A 17,820-nucleotide genomic window follows, 5' to 3' on the forward strand; every position below is an offset into this window, starting at 1 on the left:
GGCGCACCCGGGACGGCGGTCGATCAGACGGCCTGCGCGAACCCGAGGTCGGCGCTCTCCGCGATGTGCGACAAGTGCTCGGGGATCTCTCGTCCCTTGGACACCATCGACTGCGCCCACAGGCGTCCCGCGCGGTACGACGACCGCACCAGGGGGCCTGCCAGCACGCCGAGGAAGCCGATTCGCTCCGCCTCCTCCTTGAACTCGACGAATTCCGCCGGCTTCACCCATCGCGCGACCGGGAGGTGGCGCGGCGTGGGTCGGAGGTACTGCGTGATCGTGATGATGTCGCACCCGGCCTCGTGCAGATCGTTGAGGGCCTGGACGACTTCCTCCGGCTCCTCGCCCATGCCGAGGATCAGGTTCGACTTCGTGATCAGTCCGGCGTCACGTGCCTGGGTGAGGACGTTCAGGGAGCGCTCATAGCGGAACGCGGGACGGATTCGCTTGAAGATGCGGGGCACCGTCTCCACATTGTGAGCGAACACCTCGGGGCGGGCGTCGAAGATCTGGCCGAGGAAGGCAGGGTCGGCGTTGTGCTCGTTCGCCAGCAGCTCGACTCCGGTGTTCGGGTTGAGTTCGTGGATCTTCCGCACGGTCTCCGCGTTGAGCCAGGCGCCGGTGTCGGGCAGGTCGTCGCGGGCGACGCTCGTCACGGTGGCATAGCGCAGGTTCATGCGGGCCACGCTTTCGGCGACGCGGCGAGGCTCGTCGGTGTCGTAGGCGTCGGGCTTGCCGGTGTCGATCTGGCAGAAGTCGCATCGACGGGTGCACTGAGAGCCGCCGATGAGGAATGTCGCCTCGCGATCCTCCCAGCACTCGTAGATGTTCGGACAGCCGGCTTCCTGACAGACCGTGTGCAGATCCTCGCTCTTCACGAGGGAGTGGAGTGCGGTGTACTCCGGACCCATCTTCGCCTTGGTCTTGATCCACTCCGGCTTGCGTTCGATCGGCGTCTCGGCATTCCGGATCTCGAGACGGAGGAGCTTGCGCCCCTCGGGGGCGGCGGTCATGCGCGTGCTCCCGCCAGTGTCGTTCCCGCGTACTCGACGATGAACGCCTCCCGCACGGCATCGACGATGTCGACCGGGGAGACGCTCGACCCCGTCACCTCGCTCACCGTCGTGACCCCGGCGTCGGTGATGCCGCACGGGATGATGCCGCGGAATCCGGCGAGGGAGTTGTCGCAGTTGATCGCGAAGCCGTGCATGGTCACGCCCTGTTGGACGCGCACGCCGATCGCCGCGACCTTGTCCTCCGACAGCGGGCGGCGCACCCACACGCCGCTCCGGCCGTCGACCTGGTACCCCTCGACGCCGAAGGGTCGCAGCACATCGATCAGAATCCGCTCGAGTCGGCGCACATGCGCGACGACGTCGATGGGCTCGACGAGTCGGACGATGGGGTATCCCACCAGCTGGCCGGGGCCGTGCCAGGTGATCTTGCCCCCGCGGTCCACGTCGATCACGGGGGTGCCGTCCTGCGGCCGCTCTTGAGGCTCGGTCCGCTTGCCCGCGGTGTAGACGGCCTCGTGTTCGAGGAGGATCAGCGTGTCCGGACGGCTGCCCGCGACCACGTCGGCATGGACGCGTCTCTGCAGCTCCCACCCTTCGACGTACGGCACGGGTGTCGGAGCGAACCCCGGAGTGAGGATGTCGAGCATCACGCTCTCCTTCTCTATAAATGGACTGAGGGCAACAATACTCCTCGGTTGGTCACCGAGGGGCCTTCGGGCCGCGCCGCGGTAGCGTGAGGGCATGAATTCCACCGGCAGGGCGGGGCGCCCGAAGGCGTCATCGCGAGAGACGCTCGCTGAGGCGGCGTGCGAGCTCTTCCTGGAGCGCGGGTACGAGGCGACCTCGGTGGCGGACATCACCCAGCGCGCCGGGGTGAGCCGGTCGAGCTTCTTCAACTACTTCACATCGAAGAGCGACGTGCTCTGGTCCGGCGTGGACGAGCGCATCGGCGAGGCGATCCGGTCGCTCGGCGCGCTGGGGGGTGGGGCATCCGGCGATACGGTGCGCCGGATCCTGCTGCTCGTCGTGCACGGCTTCGAGCCGGACCCGCTCGCCCTCGCGCTCCGCAACGCCACGGCGATGGGATTGCAGGATGAGCTCGTGCGGGACACGGGGCTCCGCCTGGCGAGGCTGTCCGATGCCGTGGCCGCCGCGGCGCGAACTGCGGGGATCGACGTCATCCGTGCCGACATCCTCGGCGCGGCGTATGCCGCAGCGGTGTTGTCGGCCCTGCGTGTCTGGGCCGAGCAGGGTGCGGGGCGAGGAACGCCGGAGGCGGTGTTGCACGACGCGCTCCAGGTGATCAACGACCTTCCCTGGCGAGAGTGACTCCGCGGACGAAACGTCGCGAACCGGACAGGTCATGAGTGAACCCACCCCTGAGGAGGAACTCATGATGCGAGACCATCTGGACGAACTGCTGGCGTCGTCGGCCCCGGCGCCCCACGCGGCGATCGAACCGGCGGACCTGCGCGCGATGCTCGCCGAAGCGAAGACCGTCGTGCGTCCGCCACGGAAGAAGCGTCGCACCGCGGTGCTGAGCGGAGCGCTGGGGCTCCTCCTCGCCGGCGGTGCGGGTATCGCGACCGCGTCGTCGGATTGGCTCTGGAATGCGGGGCTGGAAAACCCTGACCGCAGCTACTCCTACACGTCACCCACCTGGGGCGAGTGCGAGATCCGTTACAGCGGTTGGGATACACACGACCCGCTCACGCAGTCCCAGGTCGATCGGATCATCGACGAGTGGTTCGCGAACACGGACGTCGAGGCGGCCGCAGCACCCTACGTGGCGGAGTATCTCGCCGCCGTCGAGGCGGACATGGCCGGCTCGGAGGAGGCGATCTCGGATCCTCGGGCGGCCGACCTGAATGCGTGGCGGGCGCACGATCAGGCCCTCTCCATGGCGCTCTACGAGGAGCTGAAGGCGAACGGCTTCGACACCGGACGCGGTGACCTGGAAGGCTCGGACGCGCACAGTCAGCTGCACTGCGAGGGTGAGGACTGGGGCGGCGAGGGTGGTGCGCTATGAGCCGGCACCCGGAGGACGCGGCGCTCATCGCTGTCTTCGAGGCGAACGCGTCGGACCTGCTCGCGTACCTGTCTCGGCGAGTCGGCCCTGACGACGCCGCAGACCTCCTGGGGGAGACCATGGTCGTCGCGTGGCGGCGAGTCCGTCAGCTTCCGACCGACTCGGAGCGTGCACGCATGTGGCTCTTCGGCGTCGCGCGCGGAACGCTGCTCAACCACGCACGGGGGGAGCGGAGGCGGTGGGCACTGGCTGACCGCATCCGCTCCCACACCGCGGAGGAGCTGTCAGCGGCACCGGCCGATACCGGTAGTGAGGTGCGCGACGCCATCGCTCGACTCGACCCCGACCTGTCCGAACTCGTCCGTCTGGTGCACTGGGACGGCTTCTCGCTGACGGATGCGGCGGAGCTGATGGGTATTCCTGCCTCGACGGCGCGAGGGCGCTACCAGAGGGCGAAGGCGGAACTCCGTGCCGCGCTGAGTGTGGAGGCTCCACTCGCGTAGAATCGACAGCACCATGGCTACCTTTGGCACGCTCTCCGATCGCCTCACCGAGACCTTCCGCAACTTGCGCACGAAGGGAAAGCTCACTGCTGCCGACGTCGACGGCACAGTGCGCGAGATCCGTCGCGCTCTGCTCGACGCCGACGTCGCGCTCGTCGTCGTCAAGGAGTTCACCGCGAAGGTGCGCGAACGCGCCCTCGGTGACGAGGTCAACAAGGCGCTGAACCCCGCGCAGCAGGTCGTGCAGATCGTCAACGAGGAACTCGTGCAGATCCTCGGCGGCGAGCAGCGGCGTCTCCAGTTCGCGAAGACCGCGCCGACCGTCATCATGCTCGCGGGTCTGCAGGGTTCCGGTAAGACGACTTTCGCGGGCAAGCTCGCTAAGCAGCTCGAGGGGGAGGGGCACACTCCCCTCCTGGTCGCGGCCGACCTCCAGCGCCCGAACGCCGTCAACCAGCTGCAGGTGGTGGCCGAGCAGGCGGGTGCCGCGGTCTACGCGCCCGAGCCCGGCAACGGCGTCGGCGACCCCGTGAAGGTCTCGCGCGAGGGCGTCGAGTACGCGCGTCGTCAGCAGCACGACGTCGTGATCATCGACACGGCGGGCCGTCTCGGCGTCGATGCCGAGCTCATGAAGCAGGCCGCCGACATCCGCAAGGCCGTCGACCCCGATGAGGTCCTGTTCGTCATCGACGCGATGATCGGTCAGGATGCCGTGAACACGGCGAAGGCCTTCCAGGAGGGCGTCGACTTCACCGGCGTCGTCCTCTCGAAGCTCGACGGCGACGCCCGCGGTGGTGCGGCGCTGTCGGTGGCTTCGGTCACCGGCCGCCCGATCATCTTCGCTTCGACGGGTGAGCGTCTCGAAGACCTCGAGCCTTTCCACCCGGACCGCATGGCGAGCCGCATCCTCGACCTCGGCGACATCCTGACCCTCATCGAGCAGGCCCAGCAGGCCTTCGACGAGGAAGAGGCCATGAAGATGGCCGAGAAGCTCGCCACCGAGGCCTTCACCCTCGAGGACTTCCTCGACCAGCTTCAGCAGATGAAGAAGATGGGCTCGATGAAGAAGATGCTCGGGATGCTCCCGGGCATGGGGCAGATGAAGCAGCAGCTCGAGGACTTCGACGAGCGCGAGATCGACCGCACCGAGGCCATCATCCGTTCGATGACGCCGGGGGAGCGTCGCAACCCCAAGGTGCTCAACGGCTCGCGTCGTCTGCGCATCGCGCGCGGTTCCGGCATGACCGTCACCGACGTCAACCAGCTCGTCCAGCGTTTCGAGCAGGCCGCGAAGATGATGAAGACGGTTGCGCGCGGTGGCACCCCGAACATTCCCGGCATGGGCGCGGTACCCGGGATGGGCCGCCCGGGAGCCTCCTCGAAGCGTGGCAAGAAGGGCAAGGCATCGAAGGGCTCCCGTTCGGGCAACCCGGCAAAGCGTGCGGCGGAGAACGCGGGGATCACCGCGACCTCGACGCCGACCGGCTCCGGCTTCGGCCTCGGGGGAGGCGCGGGTCAGGCGCCGAGCGAAGCGGACCTGGCCGAGATCCAGAAGCTGTTCGGCAAGGGCTGAGTCGCACTCAGCGCGGAGCAGCCAGGGCGGCTGCGGACGAGGTCTTCCGCGATCTCCTGGCGTCTGCGGACGACGGCCGCGCGACGATCTGTCCGAGGATGAGCGCGCCGATCGTCAGCGCGAGGCCGATCGCCTGGATTCCGGTGAAGCGCTCGCCCGCCACCAGCACACCGAGGGTGGTCGCGACGATGGGGGAGAGCAGCGCGAGCAGGCCCGGTGCGATCACGGGGAGCTGTTGGACACCGCGGAACCACAGCGTGTAGGCGACGATCCCACCCGCGGTGCCGAGCCACAGATAGCCGAGCGCGGCGCCACCATCGATCTCAGCGGGCACGCCTTCGACAGCGAGCGTGAGCGGGAGGAGCAGCAGGCCCCCGGCCGACAACTGCCATCCGGCGTACGCGACCGGACCGACCCCGTCCGGCCGTCCCCAGCGCTTGGTGAGGATCATGCCCGCCCCCGTGGCCGTGACGCCGCCGATGGCGGCCAGCACCCCCCAGAAGTCGAGCTCTGCAGCCGGCCCCAGGACGACGAGTGCCACCCCGCCCGCTCCGATGACGGCGGCCGCTGCGGTGAGGGGTCTGATCTTCTCCTGCAGGACGAGGGCACCGAGCGCCAGCACGATAAAGGGCTGAGCTCCCGCGACCGCCGCCGCGACTCCGCCGGGAAGCCGCTCGGCCGCGAGGAAGAGGAGGGGGAAGAAGGCGCCGATGTTGAGAGCTCCGAGCACGAAGGACTTCCACCACCATGAGCCGTGCGGCAGGCGGCGGCTGATGAGCACGGCGAGCAGCCCGGCCGGGAGGGCGCGGAGCAGACCGGCGAAGAGCGGGTGCCCCGGCGGAAGCAGCTCGGTGGTGACGAGGTACGTCGTTCCCCACGCGATGGGGGCGAGTGCGGTGAGCAGCACGAGCATCAGGCGATTCATGTCTCCAGCGTGCGCCGCCCGCTCGCATGAGTCCAACGCATCCTTGTCACCGTATTCATGAAGTGAGATCATCGGCGAATGGAACTCCAACAGCTCCGATATGTCGTCGAGGTAGCCGACACATCCAGCTTCACCCGGGCAGCCCAACGCTGCTTCGTCACGCAGTCGGCGTTGAGCCATCAGATCGCCGCTCTCGAACGAGAGCTCGGTCAGCGGCTGTTCGTGAGATCGAGTCGCAGCGTCCGCCTGAGCGAGGCAGGGGAGGCGTTTCTCGGCCACGCACGAACCGCGCTCCGGGCGGCGGAACAAGCGCGGGAGGGAGCGGCCGCGGCCGCGGGCGTGGTGACCGGCACGCTCCGTATCGGAGTCATCCCGACGGTCACCGCTGTCGACATCCCGGGGGTGCTGGCCGCATATCGTGCCGCGCACCCGCTCGCACGAGTGGAGCTGCAGGTGGGCAACAGCGAGGTGCTGATGGCGCGCCTCCGTCATGGTGAGCTCGATGTCGCCCTGCTCGGCCTGCGCGAAGGGGTGGAGCCGAGCGGCGTGGCTTCGCGCGTCCTCTCGCGAGATCGACTGGTGGCGGCGTTTCCGCATGGAGACGAGCGGTCGGAGAGGGACGTCGTGGCTCTCCAAGATCTCGCCGGTGCGACGTTCGCCGATTTCCCGGCAGGCACATCGGGGCGCGCGCAGAGTGATGCCGCCTTCGCCGCCGCTGGACTGACGCGGGATGTCGCCTTCGAGGCCGACTCCGCGACCCTTCTCCTCGGCCTGGTCGCCGCCGGTTTGGCGGTGACTCTGCTCGCGCCGGGGACGATCGCACGGTCAGCGGCGGATGTGGCGACCGCGGAGGTCCGTGACGGCCCCGTACGCGTGGAGTATCTGGCATGGGACGGCGCGGCACCGCGGAATGTGGCGAGAGCCTTCCTCGCCGTCATCGACCACTTCGTTCCCGGGAGCGCGAAAGCGGGCCCGGAGAAGAACTCCGGACCCGCTTCCGACTGACGTCAGATCACTTGACGTCGTCGTCGACCCAGTCCATCGACTTGGTGACGGCCTTGCGCCACAGGCGCAGCTGGCGGTCGCGCTCATCCCCGTCCATCGACGGCTCCCAGCGCTTGTCCTCCTGCCAGTTCGCCGACAGGTCGTCCAGGCCGTTCCAGAATCCGACAGCGAGACCGGCCGCGTAGGCAGCACCGAGCGCCGTGGTCTCCGCGACGACCGGACGTACGACCGGAACCCCGAGGACGTCGGCCTGGAACTGCATGAGCGCGTCGTTCGCGACCATGCCGCCATCGACCTTGAGCTCGGTCAGGTCCACTCCGGCGTCGGCGTTGACCGCATCGAGCACGTCCCGGGTCTGGAAGGCCACGGCCTCCAGCGCTGCGCGCGCGATGTGGTTCTTGTTCGCGTATCGGGTGAGGCCGACGATCGCGCCACGGGCGTCCGAGCGCCAGTACGGTGCGAACAGACCGGAGAACGCCGGGACGATGTACACGCCGCCGTTGTCGTCGACCTGCTCGGCCAGCTTTTCCACCTCGGGAGCCGAGGAGATGATGCCGAGCTGGTCGCGCAGCCACTGGATGAGCGATCCGGTGACGGCGATCGATCCCTCCAGCGCGTAGTGCGTGGGCTGGTCGCCGAGCTTGTAGCCGACGGTGGTCAGCAGCCCGTTCTTCGAGTGGACGATCTCCTCGCCCGTGTTGAAGATCAGGAAGCAGCCCGTGCCGTAGGTGTTCTTGCTCTCGCCGGTCTGGAACGCTGCCTGTCCGAACGTCGCCGCCTGCTGGTCACCCAGGATTCCGGCGATCGGCGTCTCGCGCAGCAGCGACGAACTCTCGGCGGTGCCGTACACCTCGGAGGAGGAGCGGATCTCCGGCATCATCGAGCGAGGCACGCCGAACGCCTCGAGGATGTCGTCGCGCCACTCGAGCGTCTCGAGGTCCATGAACATCGTTCGCGAGGCGTTGGTGACGTCCGTGACGTGCACTCCGCCGTCGACGCCACCGGTGAGGTTCCAGAGCACCCAGCTGTCGGTGGTGCCGAAGATCAGGTCGCCGGCCTCCGCTTTCTCGCGCGCACCTTCGACGTTCTCGAGGATCCACGCGATCTTGGTGCCGGAGAAATACGTCGCCAGCGGCAGGCCCACGACCGGCTTGAACCGCTCGACGCCGCCGTCGGCTGCCAGGCGGTCGACGATGTCCTGAGTGCGGGTGTCCTGCCAGACGATCGCGTTGTATGCCGGCTTGCCGGTCTTCTTGTCCCACACGACAGCCGTCTCGCGCTGGTTCGTGATGCCGACGGCGGCGATGTCATGGCGGGTCAGATCGGCGCGACCGAGGGCCAGACCGATGACCTCCTGCACGTTGCGCCAGATCTCGGCAGCGTCGTGCTCGACCCAACCGGCCTTCGGAAGGATCTGTTCGTGCTCCTTCTGGCCGGTCGCGACGATGCTGCCCTTCTTGTCGAAGATGATCGCTCGGCTCGACGTCGTTCCCTGGTCGATGGCGATGATGTAGTCAGCCACTTGTGCTCTCCTTTGAATTCAGTGCGATGAGATGTGCGTCAGGCGGCGAGGCCGAGCAGCACGGGTGCGGCGAGGGCGGCGATCACACCACCGATGAGGGGACCGACGACGGGAACCCACGAGTAGGACCAATCGCTGGTGCCCTTGCCCTTGATCGGGAGGATCGCGTGAGCGATGCGCGGACCGAGGTCACGGGCGGGGTTGATGGCGTAGCCGGTCGGTCCACCGAGCGAGGCGCCGATGCCGACGACGAGCAGGGCCACCGGGAGCGCGGTGAGCGGGCCGAGGCCGCCGGGAACACCGATCTCGATGTCGCCGTAGTCCGCGAACGCGAAGATGCCGAAGACCAGCACGAAGGTGCCGACGATCTCGGTCACCAGGTTCCACCCGTAGGAGCGGATGGCGGGGCCGGTGGAGAAGACCCCGAGCTTGTTGGCGGCGTCCGGCTCCTCGTCGAAGTGCTGCTTGTAGGCGAGCCAGACGATGATCGCACCGAGGATCGCACCGACGAGTTCGGCAGCCGTCGCGGTGAGGAACATCACGAAGCTGATCTTGCCGGCCACCAGGAGGCCGATGCCGACGGCGGGGTTGAGGATCGCACCGGAGTACGCGGAGACGAGCACACCGGCGAAGACCGCGAGGCCCCATCCCCAGTTGACCATCAGGAAGCCGCCGCCGAAGCCCTTGGTCTTCGCAAGAGCCACGTTGGCGACGACACCACATCCGAGGATGATCAGCATCGCCGTGCCGACCAGCTCCGAGAGGAAATAGAGACCGAGATTCACATCAGCCATGTCTTCTTTGACCTTTCTTGTGTGTCGGGGCCCCTCTGCCCCGACACGTTATGAGGGATTGCACCGCGAGGAGGGCGGCAGTTCGAAGTCCTGTCAGCCGCGGGTGCGGGAGCGGATATCGAGTCCGTGTCGTTCGTTCAGCAACTGGCGGGTCTGGTCGAGTTCGGCGTCGTGGCGCGCGCGATCCCAGCCGAGCATCGGTGCGAGCGCGTCGGCGATCTCATCGAGCACCTCGGCGTCCGCGTTGCCGGTGAAGGCGATGCTGGTGCGGCGGAGCACGATGTCTTCGAGGCGCGCCACCATCTCGTTCTGCACCATCCACTCGAGCTCGCGCGTGGAGAGGTCGCCGCCGGCGAGGGACGCGTCAGGTCCCTGCTCGACGTACGCCCACACATCTGCCGCGCGGGTTCCGTATCGGGCCAGCAGCTGGTCGGCCCGCGCTCCGGCGCCCGGGAGGTTCTCCTGGATCCAGATCCGGCGTGCCTTCTCGGTGCGCGGGAACTCACGGCCGCCGCCGATCGCTCGTCCGGTCGTCGAGACGGTCCTGGTGCGACCGATGAGGCCGAGCACGACGTCGGAGAGCGATTCGCCGAGCGCGCGGAACGTCGTCCATTTGCCGCCGACGAGGCTGACCAGGGGGACGGCACCCTTCTCGTCGACCTCGATGCGGTAATCGCGGGACACGAACCCGGGGGCGGTGTCCTCGTGGCGCGGCAGGGGGCGGATTCCGGAGAACTTGTAGACGATCTGATCGCGGGTGACCGGGATCGTCGGGAACACGTGGTGGATCAGGTCGAAGAAGTAGTCGACCTCCTCATCGGTGCACACCGGGACCTCGCGCGGGTCGGCGTCGATGTCGGTAGTGCCCACGAGGACGCGTCCCTTGAGGGGGTAGATGAGGACGATGCGGCCGTCGGAGTGCTCGAAGAAGATCTCCCTGCCCTGCGTCGCCTCGAGCAGCTCGGGGTGGTCGAGCACGATGTGCGAGCCCTTGGTGCCGCCCATGAAGCGGGTGTCCTCGCCGAGCGCGTCGTTCGTGAGATCCGTCCAGGGGCCGGAGGCGTTCACGACCACATCCGCGTGAACGCGGAATTCGGTGCCGCTCTCCCGATCGCGGAGGACGACCTCGTCACCGTCGCGTGCGATCGCTTCGACGTAGTTGAGAGCATGCGCTTCGGGGTGAGCGGCGCGACCGTCCTGGAGCACGTCCAGCGCGAGGCGCTCCGGGTCGTGCATCGAGGCGTCGTAGTAGGTCGCGGTGTACTTGATGTGCGGGTCGAGCGAGGGCAGCTCGGCGAGCGACTTCTTCCGACCGAGGAAGCGGTGTCGGGGAACCATGCCGCCGTCGCGCGAGAACGTGTCGTAGATCGTCAGGCCGACCTTGATGAGGAACGCGCCGCGCTCCTGCGGTTTGCCGCTCTTGTGCGTCAGGAATCGCAGGGGAGCGGAGAGGATGCCGGAGAAGGTCGAGTAGATCGGGATGGTCGTCTGCAGCGGCTTCACGTAGTGAGGGGCGATCTTGAGCAGTCCGTTGCGCTCCTCGACGGACTCCCGCACGAGTCGGAACTCGCCGTTCTCGAGATAGCGGATACCCCCGTGGATCATGTGGCTGGATGCCGCGGATGCGCCGGAGGCGAAGTCGCCGCGCTCGACGAGCACCACGTCGACGCCCTGCAGTGCCAGGTCGCGGAACGTGGAGATGCCGTTGATACCGCCACCGATGACGAGCACGCCGGTGCGTCCGGATTCGCGGACGGCGCGAACCTCTGCGCGCTCCGCTGACGAGTGTGTGGAATCGATCATCGTCGACCCTCTCTTCCTTACTTGCCAACCAGCATCGACCTGTGTGGCATCCCGCGCAAGCTCACTGCACATATGTGCAAGGATCGAGGTCGAGGAGGTCACGATGGTCGATCAGAGCGCGGAAACCCGCGACAGCAAGCTGATCGCGGCGCTCACAGCCGCGCAGCTCTACTACATGCAGGACAAGACGATGGAGGTGATCGCACAGGAGCTCGGCACATCCCGCTCCTCGGTCTCCCGCCTCCTGAGCTTCGCGCGGGAGAGCGGTCTGGTCGATATCCGCATCAACTCGCCGCTGGAGCGGCTGGGCATGCTCGAGCAGCGCATCCGCGATCGGCACCGGGTCGCGGCACACGTCGTGCCGATGCCCGAGATCCTCAGCGAGGTGGAACGTCTCGAACGCGTCGCGCTCACAGCCGGCCGTCTGCTGTCGCAGTTCGTCGACTCCAACATGATCATCGGTGTGGCGTGGGGATCGACGATCAGCGCCGTCAGCCGTGGCCTCACGCAGAAGGAGACGCACAACACGACGTTCGTGCAGCTCAACGGGGCGGGCAACACCCAGACCACCGGTGTGGAGTACTCGAGCGACATCCTGCAGCGATTCGGCAGTGCCTTCGGCGCGCAGGTGCAGCAGTTCCCCGTCCCTGCGTTCTTCGACGACCCGGCGACCCGCGAGGCGATGTGGCGCGAGCGCAGCACCCGCCGCGTGCTCGACCTGCAGGCGAAGATGGACGTGGCCGTCTTCAGCCTCGGTTCCCCCGCTGCCGAGGTCCCGAGCCGCGTGTACGTCGGGGGCTATCTCGGACGCGACGATTACCGCAGCCTGCGCGAGGATCACGCGATCGGCGACGTCGCCACCGTGTTCTTCCGTTCCGACGGGTCGTGGCGGGACATCCGCGTCAACGCCCGGGCGACCGGCCCCGGGCTCGATCGCCTGCGCCGTGTCCCGCGACGGATCTGCGTCGTCTCGGGTATCCCGAAGCTGGTGAGCCTGCGGGCCGCACTCTCGGCGGGTCTCATCACCGACGTCGTCCTGGACGAGGGACTCGCGCGGCGTCTCGTCGACGATTGACCCGCAGCCCCCGACGTTCTCGGGCTAGTCGCCCTCCGTCGAGGACTCCGGCCCGGAGCGGAACTCGCGGATGAGGTGCTGCACGACGGCGGTGAGATCCCCGGCCGTCGCGTTGGCGATGACGAGCTGGCGCTCGTAGCTTGCCCCGTTCTCGAGAGTGAGGGCGTTGCTGCCGAACTCCCGGACGCAGCCGAGCTCCACCGCGACGGGGGCCAGCTCATCGAGGACTTCGGCGAGATGCTCACGCACCGGACGCTGCGTGCCGGCGGCATCGACGATCACACGTGCGTCGAGTCCGTATCGCGCCGCTCGCCACTTGTTCTCCCGATGGAACCAGGCGGGGAGCTCCGGGAGGGTCCGACCTTCGTCGAGCTGACGCGAGAAGTGTTCGACGAGCACCTGCACGAGTGCCGCGACCGATGCCAGCTCCGGCAGCGTCGAGAGACCGTCGCAGGCGCGCACTTCGATGGTTCCCCAGCGCGGAGCGGGACGTATGTCCCAGCGCACCTCTGTGGCGTCGGCCATCACGCCGGTGCGGACCATGTCATCGAGGTAGGACTCGTATTGGGACCAGTCGCGCAACGGCCAGGGGAGCCCGGCCGTCGGAAGCTGCTGGAACACCAGGGCGCGGTTCGAGGCGTACCCGGTGCGCTCGCCCGCCCAGAACGGGCTCGATGCCGACAGAGCCTGCAGGTGGGGGAGGTATGCCGAGAGCGCGTTGATGATGGGGAAGACCTTGCGGTGGTCCTCCACGCCGATGTGCACGTGGATTCCCCAGATCATCATGTTGCGACCCCACCACTGGGTGCGCTCGATCAGTGTGTGGTACCGGGACTTGTCGGTGATCTCCTGGTCGAACCATTGCGCGAACGGATGGCTGCCCGCCGACAGCAGCTCGATGCCCGCCGGATCCGTCGCGGTGCGCACGGCCGTGATGGCGTTCGCGATGTCATCCACCGCGTGGGCCACCGAATCGCCGATGCCGCTGGTCACCTCGATCGTGTTCGTCAGCAGCTCGCCGGTGACGGTGTGGCGCTCGTCCTCACTCTGGGCTTCGAGCGCGGCGAGCAGTTCCGGGGCGCGTCCGACGAGGTCACCGCTCGCGGGATCCGCGAGCATGATCTCCCATTCGAGGCCGACGGTGGAACGGGCGGAAGAGGCGAACTCGAGCTTCACCCGCACAGTCTGACATGCGGGCGGGGCGACACGACAACGGCGGTTTCGCCACGTTTCGCGCCGGGCGCGAGGATCTGGCAGAATAGAGGGTCGGACCACCTGCTCGACCCTCTATCCAGCAGGTGTCCACACTCATTTGAGCTTCCGCCGGGTGTGCACCCCACTCTCCAGGCGATCAGTTCGTTTCCTTCCACACAATTCAGGAGAATCGTGGCTGTCAAGATTCGTCTCAAGCGCCTGGGCAAGATCCGTGCGCCGTACTACCGCATCGTCGTCGCCGACTCGAAGACCAAGCGCGATGGTCGCGTGATCGAGGAGATCGGCAAGTACCACCCCACCGAGGAGCCCTCGTTCATCGAGGTCAACTCCGAGCGTGCGCAGTACTGGCTCTCCGTCGGCGCGCAGCCGACCGAGCAGGTCGCTGCCATCCTCAAGATCACCGGTGACTGGGGCAAGTTCAAGGGCGACAAGGACGCGAAGTCCACGCTCAAGGTCGCCGAGCCGAAGGTCCCCTTCGAGATCGACGCATCCAAGAAGTCCGTCGTGAAGCCCAAGGCCGAGAAGAAGGTGGAGGCCCCCGCTGAGGAGGCTCCCGCCGCGGCCGACGCGGAGGCCGCTGAGGCTCCCGCCGCCGACGCAGAGTAATCCGCCGTGCTCGCCGCCGCGCTCGAACACATCGTCAAGGGGATCGTCGATCACCCGGAAGATGTCCGCATCAGTGAATCCACGTCGCCGCGAGGCGACCTCCTCGAGGTGCGCGTGCACCCCGATGACCGTGGACGCGTGATCGGGCGCGGCGGCCGCACAGCCAAGGCCCTTCGCACCCTCGTCAGCGCTCTCGCTGACGGGCGTCGGGTCCGCGTCGACGTCGCGGACGACTGACGTGGTGCCGAAGGACCGCAACCAGGGCAAGAATCAGCTGCGCGTCGGGCGTCTCGTGAAGGCGCACGGCCTCAAGGGCGGGCTCAAGCTCGAGCTGTACACCGACAATCCCGCGGGTCGTTTCAGCCCCGGCGCCGGCTTCACGGTGCAAGTGCCCGAGGCATCGCCGTGGCATGGCAAGGACATCACCGTTCGCGAGTATCGCTTGATGAACGGGAATCCGGTCGTCTTCTTCCAAGACGTCGATGACCGCGAAGCCGCCGAGAGTCTCGTCAAGGCGATCCTCTGGATCGATCAGGATGTCGACGAGGTCGAGGACGACGCGTGGTTCGATCACCAGCTGGTCGGTCTCGATGTCGTCCGTGACGACGCGGTCATCGGTCGCGTCATCCGCGTCGAGCACTTTCCCGCGCAGGATCTGCTCATCGTGAAGTCCGGCGAGCAGGAGGTGATGGTGCCCTTCGTGGCCGCTATCGTCCCCACCGTCGACGTCTCCGGCGGGCGCGTGATCGTCACGCCGCCGCCCGGACTCTTCGAAGAACTCCCTGACGCCGCGGATGTCGAGCAGCCGTCTGGCTCGGACGCCGAAGCGCCTGAGTGACCGCTGATACGGTTCCCCCGTGCGCATCGACGTCCTCTCCATCTTCCCGTCCTACTTCGACGGGCTGACGCTCTCCCTCCTGGGGAAGGCACAGGCCGCCGGCATCATCGACCTTCGCGTCCATGATCTCCGTGCCTGGACGTCCGATCGCCACAACACTGTCGATGACACCCCGTACGGCGGCGGCGCCGGCATGGTCATGAAGCCGGACCCCTGGGGCCTCGCCCTCGACGATGTCGCCCGCCCTTCCGAGTCGTCCGGTGCCGAACGGCCGACCATCATCTTCCCTTCGCCCGCCGGCGAGGTCTTCACGCAGAAGACGGCGCGTGCGCTGGCGACCCGCGAGCACCTCGTCTTCGGGTGCGGACGGTATGAGGGCATCGACGAACGCGTGTTCGAGTACGCCGCCGAACTCGGCGAGGTGCGCCTCATCAGCCTTGGGGACTACGTCCTCAACGGGGGAGAGGTGGCCACGATGGCGATGATCGAGGCGATCGGGAGGCTCATCCCGGGCGTCGTCGGCAACCCGGAGAGCCTCGTGGAGGAATCGCATGAGGACGGACTTCTCGAGTACCCGTCGTACACGAAGCCCGCTTCGTGGCGCGACCGTCCGGTGCCGGACGTCCTGCTCAGCGGAAACCACGGGGCGATCGCCGCGTGGCGCCGTGAGCAGCAGATCGAACGCACCAGGGCGCGTCGCCCTGATCTGCTCCCGGGGGACGAGATCTCCCGGTCCTGACCGAGGTCGGGATCGGTACGAGATCCGGCGCACGCGTCAGAGCATCCGCTCCGAGGTGCCGTCGATCTCGAACACCACTCCGTGCGGATGCCGGAGACCGAGTGCGTTGGACGCATCGAGTCCACGGAGCTCGGCGCGCAGCATCCGCCCGATCATCTCGTGGCTCACGACCAGCGGTGTGCCCTCGGACGCCCACCCGCAGCTGCTGAGGGCCTTTCGCGCCCGGGACCTGGCCTGCGCATAGCTCTCACCGCCGGGGAACGCCCAGCCGTAGCGATTGGCGGCGCGCTCCTCTCTGGCCGTGGGATACTCCGCGTCGATCTCGTCCCAGGTCATCCCGGCCAGTGCACCGTGGTGGAGATCGGCGAGCTCCGGCACCTCGATCACCTCGGCTCCGAGCCGGTCGGCGATGATGACGGCGGTGCGCAGCGCCCTGCCGAGCGGACTGGAGCACACGGTGAGCACGCCGACATGACTGATACGGTCGGCGATCGCATGGGCTTGGGCGATGCCCTCGTCGGTGAGGGGCGAGTCGAGCTGCCCCTGAAGCCGGTGTTCGACGTTCCAGACCGTCTGCCCATGCCGAGCGAGGAGGAGACGCTCCGGCACGTGACGGTCCTGCGGAATCATGGACTCAGAATGGCATAAGCCGTCGCGTTTCGGCTCGTGGCAGCGGTCAGTCGACGCCGAGGAAGGACCGGTCGGTCAGGATGATCGGGCCGTCCTCCGTGATCGCGATGGTGTGCTCCGAGTGGGCACCGCGGGAACCGTCGGCGCTGCGCAGAGTCCATCCGTCGGGGTCGGTGACCAGCTCATCGGTCGTGGCGAGGAACCAGGGCTCGAGTGCGAGCACCAGTCCCGCCCTCAGGGGAAAGCCTCGGCCGGCGCGGCCGTCGTTCGGTACGTGCGGGTCGCCGTGCATCGTACGTCCGACCCCGTGACCGCCGAAGTCGGTGTTGATCGAATAGCCGTCACCGTGCGCGACGGCGGCGACAGCCGCGGAGATGTCGCCGATGCGGTTTCCGATCGTCGCGGAGTCGATCGCCGCGGTCAGCGCGCGCTCGGTCGTGTCGATGAGTCGGAGATCCTCGTCACGCGCTGCGCCGACGACGAACGACACCGCCGAGTCGGCGACCCAGCCGTCGACCGATACCGCGAAGTCGAGGGTGACGAGGTCGCCGTCGCGCAGCGTGTAGTCGTGGGGGAGGCCGTGCAGCACGGCATCGTTGACGGAGGTGCAGATCACCTTGCCGAAGGGACTCGCTCCGAATGAGGGGTGATAGTCGATGTAGCAGGACTCTGCCCCGGCCTTGCGGATCATGTCGTGTGCGCGGCGATCGATCGAGAGGAGATTGGTCCCGACCTTCGTCTCGTCGCGCAGGGTCGCCAGCGTCTCGGCCACGAAACGTCCTGCGGCGCGCATCTCGTCGATCTCGGCAGGGGTGCGCAGTTCGATCATCGGGTGTCCTCTCGTCGTCTCCATTCTCCCTGATCCTGCGCGGCAGGGTGCCCGACCGCTCTCAGCGAACACCGGGCCATGGCGGCGCATGTCGTCGTACGATCTGAGCATGTGGTTGCGACAGGCCTTCTTCCGCTGGCTCCTTCCGGCGGCCTTCCTCCTGCCGCTCTGGCTGCTGATCGGCTGGGGAGTCTTCCAGGGCGGCTGGTCCATCCTCTGGGTACTGCTCATCGCGATGCCGTCCGTCTTCCTCGGTCAGCTCCTGCTCACTCTTCTCACGCGCTCGCGCCCATCCGTTCGCATCGAACGTGCCGTGTCGTGGTGGGATGTCGTCGGCTTCACGATCTGGAACGGACTCACGATCGCCGTCGGCTTCTTCATCGACGGTGCGTTCCCGTGGTTGCTGACCGGTGCGATCGTCGCCGGCATCGCCCTGATCTGGTTGCAGCTGTGGCAGCTGTGGAACGAGGCGAAGGGGAGCGGGACCCGACTTCGCGAGACCATCACGTGGTCCACGATCCCGAGCGTCGACGAACCGGCGCCACCTACACGAGCGCACGAGGTCATCGTGGTGCGGGAGACCGATACCCGCGACTGACGTCAGCGTTTTGGCCGGGCGCGGCATCCATGGCAGAATGGGTGTTTGTGCTGTGACCGGCTCTGCCACAGGGGAGCCCGCGGACGTTCACCGTTTCGTACAGCTCACTCCCTTCTTGTT

The 17,820-nt window shown here is 67.5% G+C and carries 20 protein-coding genes; 11 read left to right on the top strand and 9 right to left on the bottom strand.

Features of this window, described 5'->3' with window-relative positions; translation table 11 throughout:
• Window positions 1-23: 23 nt before the first annotated feature.
• Window positions 24-1,013, bottom strand: coding sequence for a lipoyl synthase (lipA, locus tag DW298_RS17800; RefSeq protein ID WP_136043809.1), 990 nt, complete (start codon window positions 1,011-1,013; stop codon window positions 24-26).
• On the bottom strand, window positions 1,010-1,663 hold the full coding sequence (gene lipB, locus DW298_RS17805; RefSeq protein ID WP_136043812.1) for a lipoyl(octanoyl) transferase LipB: 654 nt from the start codon (window positions 1,661-1,663) through the stop codon (window positions 1,010-1,012). The genes lipA and lipB overlap by 4 nt, the downstream gene beginning before the upstream one ends.
• A 94-nt stretch (window positions 1,664-1,757) precedes the next feature.
• Here lipB and DW298_RS17810 point away from each other — a divergent pair, with 94 nt between their 5' ends.
• The 4 genes from DW298_RS17810 to ffh all read left to right on the top strand — a co-directional run bounded on the left by DW298_RS17810 (window position 1,758) and on the right by ffh (window position 5,121).
• Complete coding sequence (locus DW298_RS17810) at window positions 1,758-2,345, top strand: TetR/AcrR family transcriptional regulator (protein ID WP_136043814.1); 588 nt, start codon at window positions 1,758-1,760, stop codon at window positions 2,343-2,345.
• Between the two features lie 64 nt (window positions 2,346-2,409).
• Window positions 2,410-3,045 carry a hypothetical protein gene (locus DW298_RS17815; RefSeq protein WP_136043815.1) on the top strand — a complete coding sequence of 212 codons (636 nt, stop codon included), beginning with the start codon at window positions 2,410-2,412 and terminating at the stop codon, window positions 3,043-3,045.
• On the top strand, window positions 3,042-3,548 hold the full coding sequence (locus DW298_RS17820; RefSeq protein WP_136043816.1) for an RNA polymerase sigma factor: 507 nt from the start codon (window positions 3,042-3,044) through the stop codon (window positions 3,546-3,548). Before DW298_RS17815 ends, DW298_RS17820 begins: the two co-directional genes overlap by 4 nt.
• A 13-nt stretch (window positions 3,549-3,561) precedes the next feature.
• Complete coding sequence (gene ffh, locus DW298_RS17825; protein WP_136043817.1) at window positions 3,562-5,121, top strand: signal recognition particle protein; 1,560 nt, start codon at window positions 3,562-3,564, stop codon at window positions 5,119-5,121.
• A gap of 7 nt (window positions 5,122-5,128) precedes the next feature.
• Here ffh and DW298_RS17830 read toward each other — a convergent pair whose 3' ends face one another.
• Window positions 5,129-6,046: an EamA family transporter gene (locus DW298_RS17830; protein WP_136043818.1), complete on the bottom strand. Its 918-nt coding sequence runs from the start codon at window positions 6,044-6,046 to the stop codon at window positions 5,129-5,131.
• 78 nt (window positions 6,047-6,124) lie between these two features.
• Here DW298_RS17830 and DW298_RS17835 point away from each other — a divergent pair, with 78 nt between their 5' ends.
• Complete coding sequence (locus DW298_RS17835) at window positions 6,125-7,051, top strand: LysR family transcriptional regulator (RefSeq protein ID WP_136043819.1); 927 nt, start codon at window positions 6,125-6,127, stop codon at window positions 7,049-7,051.
• A gap of 7 nt (window positions 7,052-7,058) precedes the next feature.
• Here DW298_RS17835 and glpK read toward each other — a convergent pair whose 3' ends face one another.
• The 3 genes from glpK to DW298_RS17850 all read right to left on the bottom strand — a co-directional run bounded on the left by glpK (window position 7,059) and on the right by DW298_RS17850 (window position 11,170).
• Window positions 7,059-8,573, bottom strand: a complete 1,515-nt coding sequence (glpK, locus tag DW298_RS17840; protein ID WP_136043820.1) for a glycerol kinase GlpK — start codon at window positions 8,571-8,573, stop codon at window positions 7,059-7,061.
• Window positions 8,574-8,611: 38 nt separating this feature from the next.
• Window positions 8,612-9,367, bottom strand: a complete 756-nt coding sequence (locus DW298_RS17845) for an MIP/aquaporin family protein (protein ID WP_136043821.1) — start codon at window positions 9,365-9,367, stop codon at window positions 8,612-8,614.
• Between the two features lie 93 nt (window positions 9,368-9,460).
• Window positions 9,461-11,170, bottom strand: a complete 1,710-nt coding sequence (locus DW298_RS17850; protein ID WP_136043822.1) for a glycerol-3-phosphate dehydrogenase/oxidase — start codon at window positions 11,168-11,170, stop codon at window positions 9,461-9,463.
• A 103-nt stretch (window positions 11,171-11,273) separates the two neighbouring features.
• Here DW298_RS17850 and DW298_RS17855 point away from each other — a divergent pair, with 103 nt between their 5' ends.
• Entirely contained in the window at window positions 11,274-12,245 is a 972-nt protein-coding gene (locus DW298_RS17855; RefSeq protein WP_136043823.1) for a sugar-binding domain-containing protein, read from the top strand.
• A gap of 24 nt (window positions 12,246-12,269) precedes the next feature.
• On the opposite strand, the gene DW298_RS17860 is transcribed toward DW298_RS17855, so the two are convergent.
• Window positions 12,270-13,421 carry a glutamate--cysteine ligase gene (locus DW298_RS17860; RefSeq protein WP_136043824.1) on the bottom strand — a complete coding sequence of 384 codons (1,152 nt, stop codon included), beginning with the start codon at window positions 13,419-13,421 and terminating at the stop codon, window positions 12,270-12,272.
• A 210-nt stretch (window positions 13,422-13,631) separates the two neighbouring features.
• Between DW298_RS17860 and rpsP the strand changes: the two genes are divergently transcribed.
• From rpsP to trmD, 4 genes are read left to right on the top strand one after another with little or no spacing between them, the layout of a single operon-like run.
• A complete protein-coding gene (gene rpsP, locus DW298_RS17865; protein ID WP_136043825.1) occupies window positions 13,632-14,066 on the top strand; it encodes a 30S ribosomal protein S16 in 435 nt (144 codons plus the stop codon).
• 6 nt (window positions 14,067-14,072) lie between these two features.
• On the top strand, window positions 14,073-14,303 hold the full coding sequence (locus tag DW298_RS17870) for an RNA-binding protein (RefSeq protein WP_136043826.1): 231 nt from the start codon (window positions 14,073-14,075) through the stop codon (window positions 14,301-14,303).
• 1 nt (window position 14,304) lies between these two features.
• A complete protein-coding gene (gene rimM, locus DW298_RS17875; protein ID WP_136043827.1) occupies window positions 14,305-14,904 on the top strand; it encodes a ribosome maturation factor RimM in 600 nt (199 codons plus the stop codon).
• A gap of 19 nt (window positions 14,905-14,923) precedes the next feature.
• Window positions 14,924-15,643 (top strand): tRNA (guanosine(37)-N1)-methyltransferase TrmD, encoded by a 720-nt coding sequence (trmD, locus tag DW298_RS17880; RefSeq protein WP_136043828.1) that lies wholly within the window; start codon window positions 14,924-14,926, stop codon window positions 15,641-15,643.
• A gap of 36 nt (window positions 15,644-15,679) precedes the next feature.
• Here the strand turns inward: trmD and DW298_RS17885 are convergent, their stop codons facing one another.
• Both DW298_RS17885 and map read right to left on the bottom strand, forming a co-directional pair.
• Window positions 15,680-16,273, bottom strand: coding sequence for a histidine phosphatase family protein (locus DW298_RS17885; RefSeq protein ID WP_240745187.1), 594 nt, complete (start codon window positions 16,271-16,273; stop codon window positions 15,680-15,682).
• A gap of 46 nt (window positions 16,274-16,319) precedes the next feature.
• Complete coding sequence (map, locus tag DW298_RS17890; protein ID WP_136043829.1) at window positions 16,320-17,102, bottom strand: type I methionyl aminopeptidase; 783 nt, start codon at window positions 17,100-17,102, stop codon at window positions 16,320-16,322.
• A 109-nt stretch (window positions 17,103-17,211) separates the two neighbouring features.
• On the opposite strand from map, the gene DW298_RS17895 reads away from it, so the two are divergent.
• Complete coding sequence (locus DW298_RS17895; protein WP_136043830.1) at window positions 17,212-17,700, top strand: MFS transporter permease; 489 nt, start codon at window positions 17,212-17,214, stop codon at window positions 17,698-17,700.
• Window positions 17,701-17,820 lie beyond the last annotated feature (120 nt).

Origin of the sequence: Microbacterium sp. A20 (assembly GCF_004794515.1) — a bacterium.
Lineage (GTDB): Bacteria > Actinomycetota > Actinomycetes > Actinomycetales > Microbacteriaceae > Microbacterium.